At 60.8% G+C, this 14,693-nt stretch carries 15 protein-coding genes and 3 tRNA genes; 6 read left to right on the forward strand and 12 right to left on the reverse strand.

All coding sequences use genetic code 11. From position 1 onward, the window contains the following. Positions 1-81 precede the first annotated feature (81 nt). Entirely contained in the window at positions 82-915 is an 834-nt protein-coding gene (locus tag AAGF34_RS24945; protein ID WP_342618414.1) for a hypothetical protein, read from the forward strand. An 86-nt stretch (positions 916-1,001) separates the two neighbouring features. Here the strand turns inward: AAGF34_RS24945 and AAGF34_RS24950 are convergent. The 9 genes from AAGF34_RS24950 to folC all read right to left on the reverse strand — a co-directional run bounded on the left by AAGF34_RS24950 (position 1,002) and on the right by folC (position 8,187). Continuing rightward, positions 1,002-1,078 (reverse strand) — tRNA-Asp (locus AAGF34_RS24950). A gap of 92 nt (positions 1,079-1,170) precedes the next feature. Beyond that, positions 1,171-1,246 (reverse strand) — tRNA-Glu (locus AAGF34_RS24955). A gap of 35 nt (positions 1,247-1,281) precedes the next feature. Further along, positions 1,282-1,357, reverse strand: a tRNA-Ala gene (locus AAGF34_RS24960). Between the two features lie 80 nt (positions 1,358-1,437). Then, complete coding sequence (gene gltX, locus AAGF34_RS24965) at positions 1,438-2,817, reverse strand: glutamate--tRNA ligase (protein ID WP_342618415.1); 1,380 nt, start codon at positions 2,815-2,817, stop codon at positions 1,438-1,440. 1 nt (position 2,818) lies between these two features. Next, positions 2,819-4,030 carry an O-succinylhomoserine sulfhydrylase gene (locus AAGF34_RS24970; protein WP_342618416.1) on the reverse strand — a complete coding sequence of 404 codons (1,212 nt, stop codon included), beginning with the start codon at positions 4,028-4,030 and terminating at the stop codon, positions 2,819-2,821. 15 nt (positions 4,031-4,045) lie between these two features. Beyond that, positions 4,046-5,548, reverse strand: a complete 1,503-nt coding sequence (purF, locus tag AAGF34_RS24975; RefSeq protein ID WP_342618417.1) for an amidophosphoribosyltransferase — start codon at positions 5,546-5,548, stop codon at positions 4,046-4,048. A 10-nt stretch (positions 5,549-5,558) separates the two neighbouring features. Then, positions 5,559-6,062 carry a CvpA family protein gene (locus tag AAGF34_RS24980; protein ID WP_342618418.1) on the reverse strand — a complete coding sequence of 168 codons (504 nt, stop codon included), beginning with the start codon at positions 6,060-6,062 and terminating at the stop codon, positions 5,559-5,561. Positions 6,063-6,064: 2 nt separating this feature from the next. Beyond that, positions 6,065-6,850 (reverse strand): SPOR domain-containing protein, encoded by a 786-nt coding sequence (locus AAGF34_RS24985; protein ID WP_342618419.1) that lies wholly within the window; start codon positions 6,848-6,850, stop codon positions 6,065-6,067. Positions 6,851-6,876: 26 nt separating this feature from the next. After that, positions 6,877-8,187: a bifunctional tetrahydrofolate synthase/dihydrofolate synthase gene (gene folC, locus AAGF34_RS24990; RefSeq protein ID WP_342618420.1), complete on the reverse strand. Its 1,311-nt coding sequence runs from the start codon at positions 8,185-8,187 to the stop codon at positions 6,877-6,879. 39 nt (positions 8,188-8,226) lie between these two features. On the opposite strand from folC, the gene AAGF34_RS24995 reads away from it, so the two are divergent. The 5 genes from AAGF34_RS24995 (at position 8,227) to AAGF34_RS25015 (ending at position 11,588) form a co-directional block, all read left to right on the forward strand. After that, positions 8,227-8,592 carry an arsenate reductase gene (locus AAGF34_RS24995; protein ID WP_342621177.1) on the forward strand — a complete coding sequence of 122 codons (366 nt, stop codon included), beginning with the start codon at positions 8,227-8,229 and terminating at the stop codon, positions 8,590-8,592. Between the two features lie 36 nt (positions 8,593-8,628). After that, entirely contained in the window at positions 8,629-8,949 is a 321-nt protein-coding gene (locus AAGF34_RS25000) for a pyrimidine/purine nucleoside phosphorylase (RefSeq protein WP_342618421.1), read from the forward strand. Between the two features lie 9 nt (positions 8,950-8,958). Continuing rightward, positions 8,959-10,290, forward strand: a complete 1,332-nt coding sequence (gene argG / locus AAGF34_RS25005) for an argininosuccinate synthase (protein ID WP_342618422.1) — start codon at positions 8,959-8,961, stop codon at positions 10,288-10,290. A gap of 161 nt (positions 10,291-10,451) precedes the next feature. Further along, on the forward strand, positions 10,452-10,802 hold the full coding sequence (locus AAGF34_RS25010) for a nucleotide pyrophosphohydrolase (protein WP_342618423.1): 351 nt from the start codon (positions 10,452-10,454) through the stop codon (positions 10,800-10,802). 3 nt (positions 10,803-10,805) lie between these two features. Continuing rightward, positions 10,806-11,588, forward strand: a complete 783-nt coding sequence (locus tag AAGF34_RS25015; RefSeq protein ID WP_342618424.1) for a DNA/RNA helicase domain-containing protein — start codon at positions 10,806-10,808, stop codon at positions 11,586-11,588. A gap of 141 nt (positions 11,589-11,729) precedes the next feature. Here the strand turns inward: AAGF34_RS25015 and AAGF34_RS25020 are convergent, their stop codons facing one another. Genes AAGF34_RS25020 through murB form a run of 3 tightly spaced genes read right to left on the reverse strand, consistent with a single transcriptional unit; the run spans position 11,730 to position 14,666 of the window. Next, positions 11,730-12,560 (reverse strand): hypothetical protein, encoded by an 831-nt coding sequence (locus AAGF34_RS25020; RefSeq protein ID WP_342618425.1) that lies wholly within the window; start codon positions 12,558-12,560, stop codon positions 11,730-11,732. Between the two features lie 15 nt (positions 12,561-12,575). Continuing rightward, complete coding sequence (locus AAGF34_RS25025; protein ID WP_342618426.1) at positions 12,576-13,550, reverse strand: complex I NDUFA9 subunit family protein; 975 nt, start codon at positions 13,548-13,550, stop codon at positions 12,576-12,578. 51 nt (positions 13,551-13,601) lie between these two features. Then, a complete protein-coding gene (gene murB / locus AAGF34_RS25030; protein WP_342618427.1) occupies positions 13,602-14,666 on the reverse strand; it encodes a UDP-N-acetylmuramate dehydrogenase in 1,065 nt (354 codons plus the stop codon). Positions 14,667-14,693: the final 27 nt, after the last annotated feature.

Raw genomic sequence — 14,693 nt, forward strand, 5'->3', positions numbered from 1 at the left:
CCTGCGGAGCGGCAGGTAAAGTATGTATGTGTGTGCGTTTCGCAAGGGGTTCGAGTGTCCACAATTTATCTGGATCACAACGTGATCGCCAACATTGCAGGCATCCCCTTAGCCGCCAATGCACTTGAAGTTCGTCAGTATGTAACCGAGCTGCAGGCGGTTGGTCATCGTTTTGTGCTGTCTGCCTGGAACATGTATGAGCTGGCCCGTTCCAACAATCAGCAGCATATTGACCAGTGCTGTGCGTTCGTCGAAACCTTGAACCCGTTGTGGCTCAGCGATTCCACGAAGGTAAAGAGACAAGAGGTTGATCGATTCTTGCAACCCATCTTCGACAACGTGGGCCCGGTACGCAATCGGAGCTTTTCAGCATTGAACCAGACAGTTGCTGCGATGTGGGGCACCTATGGCGAAGGCGGTAGGCCAGACGAAACTTTTACGACTTCAGTTGCATTGCTGCGCGCCCACCCGGAATTCTTGAAGACTATCGACAGTTCTGCAAAGCAAACACCCGAGGCGATATTGATCGGTCGTCGTGCTTATCGCGATGGTGCTGAAGCGTTGCTTGATAGCATTGTTGACCGGGAGTATTTGGCCCTATCGCTGCCGGCAGGTGCAGACAGACTTCAGCTCGACTACCTCATGGCAAACCGCAACAAGCTCTTGTCAGTCTCTCCTGCGCTGGCTGTTGAAGATGCAATGTCGAAATTGCGTGTTCGTGACTCTTTCAAACCGGAACCTGCTGATGCAGCCGATCTGCAGCACGCATTGGTGGCACTGGGCTACTGCGATTACTTTGTAACGGGTGATCGCCAATTGGCGCAACATTGCAGGTACGTGGTACAAAAGCTTGGTCTTGCATGCCACGTATGCCGCAATGTGAGTGACATCCCCTGCCAATCCATGAGCGGCTAGCGTTCGATGAATTGATAGTTGTTTTGATAGTTTGATTTTTATGTCAAAAAAAAGTCCTTGGTTTACAAGGACTTTTTTCACTTTACTGGCGGAGTGGACGGGACTCGAACCCGCGACCCCCGGCGTGACAGGCCGGTATTCTAACCAACTGAACTACCACTCCTGGTAGTGAAAACTTTCGCTCTTTCGAGCCAAGGGCCCTTCTTGCGAAAGACCGTCTTCAACTTGCGCCTTGCTATGCATTGCTGCAAAACCTGGCGACCCCACGGGGATTCGAACCCCGGTACTCACCGTGAAAGGGTGATGTCCTAGGCCTCTAGACGATGGGGTCAAAACCTGTGGACGTATCCGTTTTCTCGAAAATTTTGGTGGAGGTAAGCGGGATCGAACCGCTGACCTCTTGCATGCCATGCAAGCGCTCTCCCAGCTGAGCTATACCCCCAAAACCCTTAGGTTCCCTGAGATTGCTTTTTAGAACATTCTCAATTTCCGAGCCTCAAATTATAGCGTGAAAATTGACCTCTAGCCAAGTCTTTCAATTACTTTTTCTCGATCGAGCAATTCAAGCACTGCATCAAGGGATGGCGTCTGCGGTGTACCCACCACCAGCACGCGCACCGGCATGGCCAGTTGCGGCATCTTGAGGGACGACTCGGCCAGCACTTCCTTGATGGCTGCGGCAATGGAAGCCTTGTCCCACGCACACGTTGCCAGCTTGGTAGCCAGCAGATGCAGGGCCGGCTTGATGGCATCCGTCACGTGTTGCGCCAGCATGTCGGCTTCGGGCTTCACATCGGTATAGAAGCGAGCCACCCAATCGGCCAGTGCCACCGTGGTGTCGCAACGGTCCTTGAGCAGATCGCACAGACGCGGCAGACGCGCATCGCTTGCAATGCCGCGCTTGGTCAACTGCTCTGCCACCAAGGGTGCCAGCGCCTCGCCACTCATGGCCTTGAGATGCTGGGCATTCACCCAGCGCAGCTTGGCTTCATCGAACTGCGCAGCGCTGCGGCCCAGGTGGTCCAGGTTGAACCATTCCAGGAACTGCGCACGGGTAAAGATTTCGTCATCGCCGTGGCTCCAGCCCAAACGGGCCAGATAGTTCACCATGGCATCAGGTAGATAGCCTTCCGCTGCGTATTGCGTCACCGGCTTGGCGCCGTTGCGCTTGCTCATCTTCTCGCCTTGCTCATTGAGCACGGTGGGCAGATGGGCGTACACCGGCGGCTCTTTGCCCAGTGCACGGAAGATGTTGATCTGGCGCGGTGTGTTGTTGACGTGGTCATCGCCGCGGATGACGTGGGTGATGTCCATGTCGATATCGTCCACCACCACGCAGAAGTTGTAAGTGGGTGTGCCGTCCGGGCGCGCGATCACCAGATCGTCGAGCTCGTCGTTGCTGAACTCCACATGACCCTTGACCTTGTCGTCCCAGGCCACGACGCCGCCTTGCGGGTTCTTGAAACGCAGCACCGGCTTCACGCCTTCAGGGATCGGCGGCAGGGTCTTGCCAGGCTCGGGGCGCCAGGTGCCGTCGTAACGGGGCTTTTGCTTTGCGGCCATCTGGCGTTCACGCAAGGCATCCAGTTCTTCCACCGACATGTAGCAAGGGTAGACCAAGCCTTGGTCCTGCATCTGCTTGAGCACTTCCTTGTAGCGGTCCATGCGCTGCATCTGGTAGAACGGGCCTTCGTCATGCGTCAGGCCCAGCCAGGCCATGCCTTCGAGGATCACGTCCACCGCAGCCTGGGTGGAACGCTCCACATCGGTGTCTTCAATGCGCAGGATGAAGTCGCCGCCGGTGGAGCGGGCAAACGCCCAGGGGTACAGTGCCGAACGGATGTTGCCCAGATGGATGAAGCCCGTGGGAGACGGGGCGAAGCGGGTACGGGTTTTGGTCATGTCAGAAAGTGTCCAGACCACGCGCCAGATCGGCGGTGATGTCATCAATGTGTTCGAGCCCGACCGCCACGCGGATCAGGCCCTGGGTTACGCCAGCGGCCTGGCGTTGTGCCTCGGTGAGGCGGCCATGCGAAGTGCTGGCCGGGTGCGCCACCAGTGTCTTGGTGTCGCCCAGGTTGGTGGACAGCGAGAGTAATTGCATGCTGTCGAGCACGTGGAAGGCGCGTGCGCGACCTTGTTCGGGATCTGCCGCCTTCACTTCAAACGACAGCACTGCGCCACCGCAACCGGACTGCTGCTGCATGGCCAGCGCATGCTGCGGATGGCTGGGCAGGCCTGGGTAGAACACGCGCTGCACACCGGCATGTTGCTCCAACCAACGGCCCAGCGCCATGGCGTTGGTGGATTGCGCTTTCATGCGGATATCCAGCGTCTCCATGCCCTTGAGCACGACCCAGGCGTTGAACGGAGCCAAGGTCATGCCCGCGCTCTTGAGCACCGGCAGGAAATTCTTGGTCACCATTTCCTGGCTGGCGCACAGCGCACCGGCCATCACACGGCCTTGGCCGTCCAGATATTTGGTGCCGGAATGCATGACGATGTCGGCACCCATCGCCATGGGGCGCTGCAGCGCCGGCGTGGCAAAGCAGTTGTCCACGGCCAGCAGTGCGCCGGCATGGTGGGCAATATCGGCCAATGCACGGATGTCGCACACCTCGGTCAGCGGGTTGGTGGGCGTTTCGGCAAACAGCAGCTTGGTGTTGGGCTTGACGGCAGCACGCCACGCGGCCACATCGGTCTGCGGCACAAAGGTGGATTCCACGCCAAACTTGGCCAGGTCCGAACCAATCAGCTTGATGGTGGAGCCGAACATGGATTGCGAGCACACCACATGGTCACCGGCCTTGAGCAGGCCCATGCACATCATCAGGATGGCCGACATGCCGGACGCAGTGGACATGCAGGCCTCGGCACCTTCCATGGCAGCCAGGCGTTTTTCGAAACTGGCGACCGTGGGGTTACCGTAGCGGCCGTAGGTGAAGCCCTCTTCCTCTCCAGCAAAGCGCAGGGCCGCCGCTTCGGCAGAGGGTTGCACATAGCCGCTGGTCAGGTACAGGGCTTCGGAGTTCTCGCCGTACTGGCTGCGCTCCACGGCCTCGCGCACGGCGCGGGTATCGCGGTGCAGGTCTTTGGGTGTTTGCTTGTCGTTCATGGCTTCCAACGGCTTTCAGTCTTCGTGGTTGGGCAAGGCCAGGCGCGAAGTGTCTTCCTGGTTTTCATCGCCGCCCACGCGGTTGGAGTTCAGGCGGCTGATGTCGGCATCGGTGATGTCACCGGTGACGTACACACCGTCAAAACAGGATGCATCAAAGCCTGCCAGGTTCTTGTTCAGTGAGCCGACGGCACGCTTCATGGCGTCCACATCCTGGTAGATCAGCGCATCGCAGCCAATGATCTGGCGAATCTCTTCCACCGTGCGGCCATGGGCCACCAGCTCACTGCTGGTGGGCATGTCAATGCCGTACACATTGGGGTAGCGCACCGGTGGCGCGGCACTGGCCATGTAAACCTTGCGGGCTCCGGCGTCACGCGCCATCTGCACGATTTCGCGGCTAGTGGTACCACGCACGATGGAGTCATCCACCAGCAGCACGTTGCGGCCCTTGAATTCGCTGGCAATCACGTTGAGCTTCTGGCGCACCGACTTCTTGCGCACCGCCTGCCCCGGCATGATGAAGGTGCGACCGACGTAACGGTTTTTCACAAACCCTTCGCGGTACGGCAAGCCCAGCAGTTGCGCGAGTTGCGCAGCGCTGGGGCGGCTGGATTCGGGGATGGGAATGACCACATCGATCTCATTCGGCGGCACAGTGGAGACCACGCGCTTGGCCAATGTCTCACCCAGGTTCAAGCGCGCCTGGTAGACCGAGATGCCATCCATCACCGAGTCGGGTCGGGCCAGATACACAAATTCAAAAATACACGGGCTCAGCACCGGAGACTCGGCGCACTGCTGTGCATGCACCTTGCCTTGCAGGTCGATGAACACGGCCTCGCCGGGGTTGACGTTGCGGTCGAACACATGGCCTGTGCCTTCCAGCGCCACCGACTCACTGGCCACCACCACATTGCCTTCGTCATTGCGTCCCAGGCACAGCGGACGGATGCCAAACGGGTCGCGGAAGGCCAGCACACCGTGGCCGGCAATCAGGGCGATCACGGCGTATGAACCCTTCACGCGCTTGTGCACCTTGCGCACGGCATCAAACAGGTCTTGCGGTTGCAGATCGGCACCGCGGGTGGTGCGCTCCACTTCGTGCGCCAGCACGTTGAGCAGCACTTCGGAGTCACTCTCGGTGTTGATGTGGCGGTGGTCGGTCTTGAACAGCTCGCTCTTGAGCGCGTGCGCGTTGGTCAGGTTGCCGTTGTGCACCAGCACGATACCGAAAGGTGCGTTCACATAAAAAGGCTGCGCCTCTTCTTCGCTGAAGGCATTGCCCGCGGTGGGGTAACGCACCTGGCCCAGGCCGCAGTTGCCGGGCAGCGAGCGCATGTTGCGGGTGCGGAACACGTCGCGCACCATGCCCTTGGCCTTGTGCATGAAGAACTTGCGCTCTTGCTGGGTCACGATCCCCGCTGCATCCTGGCCGCGGTGCTGCAACAGCAGCAAGGCGTCATAAATCAACTGGTTCACCGGTGCGTTGCTGACAACGCCGACTATTCCACACATGTTTTTTCGCTCACGTAGTAGGTAAATATTTTCCGAACTCTTGCGGCAACACCGGCTTCAACAGCCCCAACGTTGATGTTGCCCAACGCACGCCCGTCGAAGCCTGCCACTCACGTGACGACTTCCAGGGCGTCATGCCCACCACCACCGTGATGGCCAATATCAACACCACGCCGCGCAGCACACCAAACAGCGCGCCCAGCAAGCGGTTGATGGCGCCCATGCCCACGGCCGACAGCACCTTGGACAGCACAAAACCCAGCAACGCGCCCGCAAACAGCGTGGCCACAAAAATCAGTACAAAGCCGGCGGCATAACGCACCTGTTCACCCGCACCCGCCATGGGCAGCTTGGCCGCCACATCGGGGGCAAACCACTGCGCCAGCACAAAGGCCACGGCCCAGCTGGCCAGCGACAGCACTTCCACCACCAGACCGCGCCAGGCGCCCACCACCATGGACGCCAACAAAATACCTATGCAGACCCAGTCCAGCAGCGGCAATACCTCCAGCACCGCTAGAGCCCCAGAATGGAAACAGACAGACCGGCCTTCTGGATCTTCTCGGCGGCCTTCTCGGCGTCGCTGCGCTTCTCAAACGGGCCAACCCGCACACGGAACTTCTTGCCATCGGGCGTCTCGGCAATCTGCGCATAGGTCTTCAGACCCAGCTTTTCCACCTTGAGGCGTGCCTCGTGCGCACGGGCCGAATCGGTGAACGCACCAAACTGCACCACAAAGCGCCCCGTGGCCGATTTGTCAGACGCCTTATCTGCGGGCTTGTCTGCCGATTTTTCAACGGGCTTGGCTGTCACTTTGCTGTCACGTGCGGCATCGGCCTTGGACGGGGCGATGATGACCTCTTCCTTGTCGGCTGCCTTGCTCTTTTCCGCTGGCTTGGCCGGGGCCTTGGCGTCTTTCGAATCCTTGGCAGGCGCAGCTGCCGGTGCCGGGGAAGGTGCTGTTACGGGAGCTGCCACGGGAGCAGGTGCCGCGGCGGGTGCCGGTGCCGGCTCGGATGCAGCCGGGCTGGACGACTGGCTCTGCTGCACAACCGGCGCGGAATCGCTGGCGGCCAACGGCTTGACCTTGGTCTTGTCAGGGATGTCGATCGGAATATCCACCGCAATCGGGCGCGGCTGGTTGTCAAACAGGATGGGGAACCCAATCACGCCCGCCAGCACCAGCAGCGCCGCACCGGCCAGCCGGTAACGCGCCCGCTTGCGCATGGCGTCCACGCTTTCAGGAGCGGGCGGCGGAGCCGGCTGCTCCCCACCGGCTTTGCGTAGTTTGAAAAATGCCATGGATGCGCGTACGCGGAAGTTAGTGTTTATGGGGCCAGATGAGCGGCCTGCAGACGGGGCAAACCTGCCTGCAGAATGCCCCCTACCGTATAGAAGGACCCGAAGACGACGATTCTATCAGCGGGGTCTGCGGCGGCGATGGCGGCCTCCAGTGCCAGGGTTGGCGAGGCAAAAGCCTGGGCGCTGGCGTCCTTGCGGGTGTTCTGGGCTTCCCAGGCGGTCTTGAGCGCAGCACCGGTGGCGGCGCGGGCGGTGGGCAAGTCGGTAAAGTACCAGCGGTCCAGAATCGGGCCGACCTTGGCCAGCATGGGCGCCAGGTCCTTGTCGGCCATGGCGCCAAACACGGCATGTGTGGTCGGGAAAAAGCCCATGGCGTCCAGATTGGCGGCCAGAGCCGAGACTGAATGCGGGTTGTGGGCCACGTCCAGCACCAGCGTGGGCTGCCCCGGAATGATCTGGAAGCGCCCGGTCAGCTCCACAAAGGCCAGGCCGTTGCGCACGGCCTGCGCGGTGACCGGCAGCTTTTCGCGCAGGGCGGTGAGCGCGGCCAGCACGCCGGCGGCGTTCACCAGCTGGTTGGCGCCGCGCAGGGCTGGATAAGCCAGCCCGCTGTAGCGCCTGCCACGGCCGGCCCAGGCCCACTGCTGCTTGTCGCCGGTCACGTTGAAATCATGGCCCACGCGCCACAGGTCGGCGCCCACCTCCAGGGCGCGGTCCAGCACGCTTTGCGGTGGCACCGGGTCACTCACCACCACCGGGCGGTCGGTGCGCATGATGCCGGCTTTCTCGTAGCCAATGGCCTCGCGGTCGTTGCCCAACAGCTCCATATGGTCCAGATCGATGCTGGTGATGATGGCGCAGTCGGTATCGATGATGTTGACCGCATCCAGCCGCCCGCCCAGGCCCACCTCCAGCACGATGGCGTCCAGCCCGGACTGGCGCATCACATCAAAGATGGCCAGGGTGCTGAACTCAAAGTACGTGAGCGACACCTCTTCGCCCTGGGTGCGGGCCCGCTCCACGGCCGCAAAGCCGGCCACCAGCACATCGGCAGCCACCGGCTCGCCGTTGAGGCGCAGGCGCTCTTCAAAGTGCACCAGATGGGGCGAGGTGTAGACGCCAGTCTTGTAGCCCGCCTGACGCAGGATGGACTCCAGCATGGCGCAGGTGGAGCCCTTGCCGTTGGTGCCGGCCACGGTGATGACTGGGCAGTCAAAGCGCAGCTGCATGCGCTCGGCCACGGTGCGCACGCGCTCCAGGCCCATGTCGATGTTCTTGGGATGCAGCTGTTCGCAATAGGCCAGCCACTCGGGCAATGTGCTGAAAGAAGTAGTCATAGCCCGGAATTGTCGCCCACCCGCCGCCGCGCTGGCATGATGACGGCCATGAAAACCATTCACCTCTACGGCATCCCCAACTGCGACACCGTCAAAAAAGCCCGCACCTGGCTCGCCGACCAGGCTGTGGAGACGGTTTTTCATGACTTCAAAAAGGAAGGCGTTCCCGCCAACCTGCTGCCCGGCTGGCTCAAGGCCGTGGGGCGTGACAAGCTCATCAACCGCGCCGGCCCTACCTGGCGCAAGCTGGATGCGGCCATCCAGGCCTCGGTGGTGGACGATGCATCTGCCAGTGCGGTGATGACCAGCCACAGCAGCGTGATCAAGCGACCGGTGGTGGTTTGGGCCGACGGCACCGTCACCGTGGGATTCAAGCCGGAGCTGTTTGCAGAGCGACTCCCTTAAAATCAGCGGTTTCCCCCAATCAGTGCGCCTTCTTCCATGACCATCACCACCCAGATCGACTCCGTATCCCTCTCCACCAAAGCCAATGTGTACTTTGATGGCAAGTGCATCAGCCACAGTTTCACCCTGCCCGACGGCAGCAAGGCTTCGGTGGGCGTGGTGCTGGCCTCTACCCTGACCTTTGGCACCGGTGCTGCAGAAACCATGGAATGCGTGGCCGGCGGCTGCGAATACAAGCTGGCCGGCAGCGACACCTGGGTCAGCCAGTCCGAAGGTGACACCTTCAGCGTGCCGGCCAACTCCAAATTCGAGATCCGCGTGGCCCAGGCCTACCACTACATCTGCCGCTACGCATAAAGCAACACCATGTCCAACACCATCCTCCAAAACACCCCCGTCGGCCAAAAGGTCGGCATCGCCTTCTCCGGCGGCCTGGACACCAGCGCTGCCCTGCACTGGATGAAGCTCAAGGGTGCCCTGCCCTACGCCTACACCGCCAACCTGGGCCAGCCCGACGAGGCCGACTACGACGAAATCCCGCGCAAGGCCATGGAATACGGCGCCGAGAAGGCCCGCCTGGTGGACTGCCGCCCGCAGCTGGCCGCCGAAGGCATTGCCGCACTGCAAGCCGGCGCCTTCCACATCACCACTGCCGGTGTGACCTACTTCAACACCACGCCCCTGGGCCGCGCCGTGACCGGCACCATGCTGGTGTCGGCCATGAAGCAGGACGACGTCAATATCTGGGGCGACGGCTCCACCTTCAAGGGCAATGACATCGAGCGCTTCTACCGCTACGGCCTGCTGACCAACCCCGCGCTCAAGATTTACAAGCCCTGGCTGGACCAGGCCTTCATCGACGAGCTGGGCGGCCGCGCAGAAATGTCTGCCTTCATGACGCAGCACGGCTTTGGCTACAAGATGTCGGCTGAGAAGGCCTACTCCACCGACAGCAACATGCTGGGCGCCACCCACGAAGCCAAGGACCTGGAAAACCTCAACAGCGGCATCAGAATAGTCAACCCCATCATGGGCGTGCCCTTCTGGCGCGACGACTGCGTGGTCAAGGCCGAAGAAGTGTCGGTGCGCTTTGAAGAAGGCCGCCCCGTGGCACTGAACGGCGTGGAATACCCCGACCTGGTCAGCCTGATCCTGGAAGCCAACCGCATCGGTGGCCGCCATGGCCTGGGCATGAGCGACCAGATCGAGAACCGCATCATCGAAGCCAAGAGCCGCGGCATCTACGAAGCCCCCGGCCTGGCGCTGCTGTTCATCGCCTACGAACGCCTGGTCACCGGCATCCACAACGAAGACACCATCGAGCAATACCGCGACAACGGCCGCAAGCTCGGCCGCCTGCTGTACCAGGGCCGCTGGTTCGACAGCCAGGCCATCATGCTGCGCGAAACCGCCCAACGCTGGGTCGCCCGCGCCATCACCGGCACCGTCACCCTGGAACTGCGCCGCGGCAACGACTATTCGCTCTTGAATACAGAATCTCCCAACCTGACCTACGCGCCCGAGCGCCTCTCCATGGAAAAGGTGGAAGACGCGCCGTTCAGCCCGCTGGACCGCATCGGCCAACTGACCATGCGCAATCTGGATATCTCGGATACGCGGGCCAAGCTGGGGATTTACTCCAATGCAGGGTTGTTGGAGTTGGGTAAGGGGGATGACTTCCTCAAGCTGGGTAAGTAAGCCCTCGTTGAAATGCCAAAGACAAAGCCCGCCAGGTGAAAACCTGGCGGGCTTTGTTGTTTTGGACTTACTAGTACGGCTAGTCTGCCGATACTTTTTGGGAATGAAAGTGTGTTCAAGTTAAAGTGGGGTTGAATCGCAGAAACTAAATTAATTCCCTAATGACTGACTCGCTACGCGACCTAGCCCTACAGCTCGAAAAGTTTGCAAAAGAACGCGAGTGGCAACCCTTTCATTCACCCAAAAACCTTGCTTCAGCATTGGTGGTGGAGGCTGGCGAATTGCTAGAGCATTTTCAATGGCTCACTGAAGCCCAAAGTCAAGAGGTGTCCGATGAGAAACGCGAAGCCATAGGTTCGGAAATTGCGGATGTACTTCTGTATTTAATCCAACTCTCAACTGCTCTTGGCATCGATCCAATCGCAGCGGCACAAGCGAAAGTGAAAGCCAACGCGCTCAAATATCCAGTTGACAAAGCCCGTGGCTCAAGCAAGAAATACAACGAGCTTTGATCAATGATCATCTATCAAGCGAGTAAGCGTGCCTCTTCGGACAAGTCTGTGCGTGGACTCAAAAGCCTACTCAAAACGGAACGCGAAAAGGCGCTTGCGTTCGCTGACGCCATCGTAAAAAACACTTACCGTACTCTGATGACTCGGGGTATGAAAGGCTGTTATGTCTACTGCACTGACCCACAACTTAGGGAATTCATCCGTAGCAAATTGCGTGCGAGTGGTAACGAAATACAAGACGGCATCTCAAGTCAACGGACTGAAGTGGCAAATGTCGTGCCATTGCCGCGTGTTTCAAAGTCGGAGTTAAACGCAGGAGTGGCCGCTGCACCATTGCTGGATCTACGCATTGCGGCCGGAAACTTTTCAGACCTGCAAGCGCTTGTGCATGAAGCGGATGAATGGGTCGCTTTGCCAGACTGGGTGAACCCCCAACCAGGGCTATTCGTAGCCCAGGTTATCGGTGAATCAATGAACCGTAGGATCCCCAATGGTGCTTGGTGTCTTTTTCGAGCCAACCCATCAGGAACACGTGAGGGGAAAATTGTGGTTGTGCAGCATCGCACTATTGCAGATCCCGAAACCGGGGGGCGTTACACCATTAAGCTGTATTCAAGCGAAAAAACGGCAGTGGCAGACGGTGATTGGCGGCATACCCGCATCACGCTGAAACCGGACTCGACCATGCCCGGATTTCAACCGCTCGTCATTGAGCAACCAGAAAGCGATGAGAGCTTCGCAGTGATCGCAGAAATGCTCATGGTTCTGACCGCTCCCGAAAACTAAGTCAAGGCGGCAACTGTGCCTGACCAGGGATTCAGCAAACTGATCATTTGCAGCTGCTTTCGGCGGATGAAGGGCTTTTCTAGGCCAAATGGTATGGCATGCAGAACGCCAGGGATTGCGATGTCGTAAAAGCCGTAGCGCCTAATCCCCACCCCCACCACACCCGCTGCCACACCCATCCCCGCCGCTCCCAGATTCCCCGTCGCTGCCGCCTGAAGAGTGGGAAGAGTCAGAGGAATCCATACCACCAAACCCATCGCTGTCCCCACTGCTGGACCCGTCCGAAAAGTCCGTCGCGCAATAGCTGCCCGAGCCGTCTCCGTTGGCGTCGCTCTTGCGGCCTATGTCCTTGCAATCGGGCACGTACTGAAAGCCGCCCTCTATGCCGCATTTGGCATCCAGCGCAAACAGCAGCGGCAGGCGGCTGGGTTTGCGGGGGTTGATGGACTCTTCCTTGCAGGCCCAGAACCAGGCACGGCGCAGGCCGTCGTTGCGGTCGGATCGCGGGCCCAGCACTTCGGCGGGCGTGTGGTGCAGGAAGTGGCCCAGCGCAATGTCGCACCAGCGCTGGTAGGCCTGCGTGTGCAGGATGAACTCGTGCCACAGCACATCGACCACCTTGGATGGCATGGCAACAAACTGGCGACGGCTGCGGTGGCAGGCCAGAAAGAACTGGCGCAGGCCGCGCTCCACCAAATCCGCGTCTTTGCCGCTCAGGTGGGGGTAGGTTTGCCGTAGCTTGCGCTTGAGGAACTGGGGCAGCGGTGCTTCGCGAATCCAGCGTTCACGCTGCCAGGTGGCCCACACGGGTACTGCCAGACCGATGGCGCAGGTCAGCATCACCAATGGCACCATGCTGGACCCCACGCGCCACCATCCCAATCGAATGCCCAGGAAGGCCAGGAGCCACAGTGCCGGCAGCAGCCATGGGACATGCTTTGCATGCCGCAGCGCCAACACCCTCCACTTCATGCCTTCATCTGCCTGCTACTTCCAATTCGCCCGCTTGCGCACCCCCAGCAGGGAATGCCAGGGTGAGCCCTCGTCCAGGTAGTCGCCCGCAACCGCCTGCAAGGCGGCGGGTTCTATGCCCAGGGCGGACAGGCCGGGCGCGCCGGGGGTGGCCACGCTGGGGAGTTTCATGGAGTCGAGGTTGTCGCGGCTCATCAGGGGGTTGCCGGGCAGCATTTCCATGGTGCGGGCCTGCAGGCTGGCGGCCCAGTGGGGCAAGGAGAACACGGGGCGGCCTTTGCCCTGGTTGATGCCGGCCAGCTTGGCGGAGATTTCCACCAGTTGCTTGAGGGTGAAGACTTCCGGGCCGCAGGCTTCATAGGTTTGCGCGCCCGGGTGGGTGCGCTCCAGGGCCTTGACCACGGCATTGGCCACGTCTTCCACCCACACCGGCTGGAATTGGGCATCGGCGCAGGCCAGGGGCACAAAGGGCGCTACCTGCTGCATGGCGGCAAACAGGTTGAGGAACTTGTCGCCATGGCCAAAGATCACGCTGGGGCGCAGGATGGTCAGGGCCAGGGCGCTGCATTGGGCCAGCAGCACGGCCTCGCCTTCGCTCTTGCTGCGCAGGTACATCGAAGGGGCAGATTGGGGCTGCTGCGGGTTGGCGCCCAACGCGCTCACATGCACCAGGCGGGTTACGCCTGACGCTGCACAGGCCGCGGCGATCTTGCGGGGCAGATCCACATGCACGCGCTGGAAGGACTGCTTGTCGCCATGCAGGATGGCCACCAGGTTGACTACCGCGTCATGCCCTTTGGCCAGACGCGTCAGGGCCGCTTCGTCGTGGATATCGCATTCCTGCACGGTGAGCCCGGGCAGATGCATGACGTTGCGTGCGTTGTTCTCTCGCCGGGTGGCGACGGTAATGTCCCATTCCTCCCGGGCCAGTTTTTCGCAGACATGCGCACCGACAAAGCCGGTTCCACCCAGGATGAGAATGTTTTTCATGGGTGCACTGTAGTCCTCTGCAGTGACCGACTCTTTTACATGGGCTTAGGGTCAGATCACCACAGGCTCGGGTTCGAGCTGGATACCGAAGCGTTCGTACACGCTGGTCTGTATGGCTTTGGCCAGCGTCATCACCTCGCCGCCGGTGGCGCCGTCGCCGTCATTGCCCGTGCCGCGGTTGACCAGCACCAGGGCCTGCTTCTCGTACACGCCGGCATGGCCCACGGTCTTGCCGCGCCAGCCGCAGGAGTCGATCAGCCAGCCCGCGGCCAGCTTGACCGAGCCATCGGCCAGCAGGTAATGCACCACCTTGGGGTCGCGCGCGATGATGTCGGCGCACTGCTCGGGCGTGACGGTGGGGTTCTTGAAGAAGCTGCCGGCATTGCCGATGACGGCCGGGTCAGGCAGCTTGGCGCGGCGGATGTCGCAGATCCAGTCAAAGATCTGGCGCGCCGTGGGCTGGTCGCAGTGCTGCTCGGCCATCTTTTTTTCCAGGTCGGCATAGCCCAGCACGGGCTTCCAGGCTTTGGGAATGGCAAAGCGCACCCGCAGGATCAGCACCCGGTCTTTCAGGCCCAGGGCCTGGAGCAACTCGGCATTGCTGCTGTGCTTGAAGATGGAATCCCGGTAGCCAAAGGCGCATTGCGCGGCATTGAGCGTGAACACCTGACCGGTTTGCAGGTCGATAGCGTCCAGCGAATCAAAGCGGTCCTGCAGCTCCAGCCCGTAGGCGCCAATGTTCTGCACCGGGGCCGCGCCCACCGTGCCGGGGATAAGCGCCATGTTTTCCAGGCCCGGATAGCCCTGCTCCAGGGTCCAGGCCACCAGGTCGTGCCAGCCCTCGCCGGCGCCGGCTTCCACGATGTAGTGGCGTGGAGTTCCCTGCAGCAGGCGCTTGCCGGCAATCTCGACCTTGAGCACCACCGGCTTGACGTCGCCGGTGAGCACGATGTTGCTGCCCCCGCCCAGCACAAACTTCGGGCTGACTGCCAGATCCGGGTCGGCCAGCACGGCGCGCACGTCTTCTTCGGACCTGATACGGATCAGGGAATGGGCCTTTGCAACGATGTGGAAGGTGTTGAAGGCCTGCAGGGGGACATTTTTCTCGACTAACATGGCAGGATTGTCTCACCGCTATTTTTA

Source organism: Rhodoferax sp. GW822-FHT02A01, assembly GCF_038784515.1.
Taxonomy (GTDB): domain Bacteria; phylum Pseudomonadota; class Gammaproteobacteria; order Burkholderiales; family Burkholderiaceae_C; genus Allorhodoferax.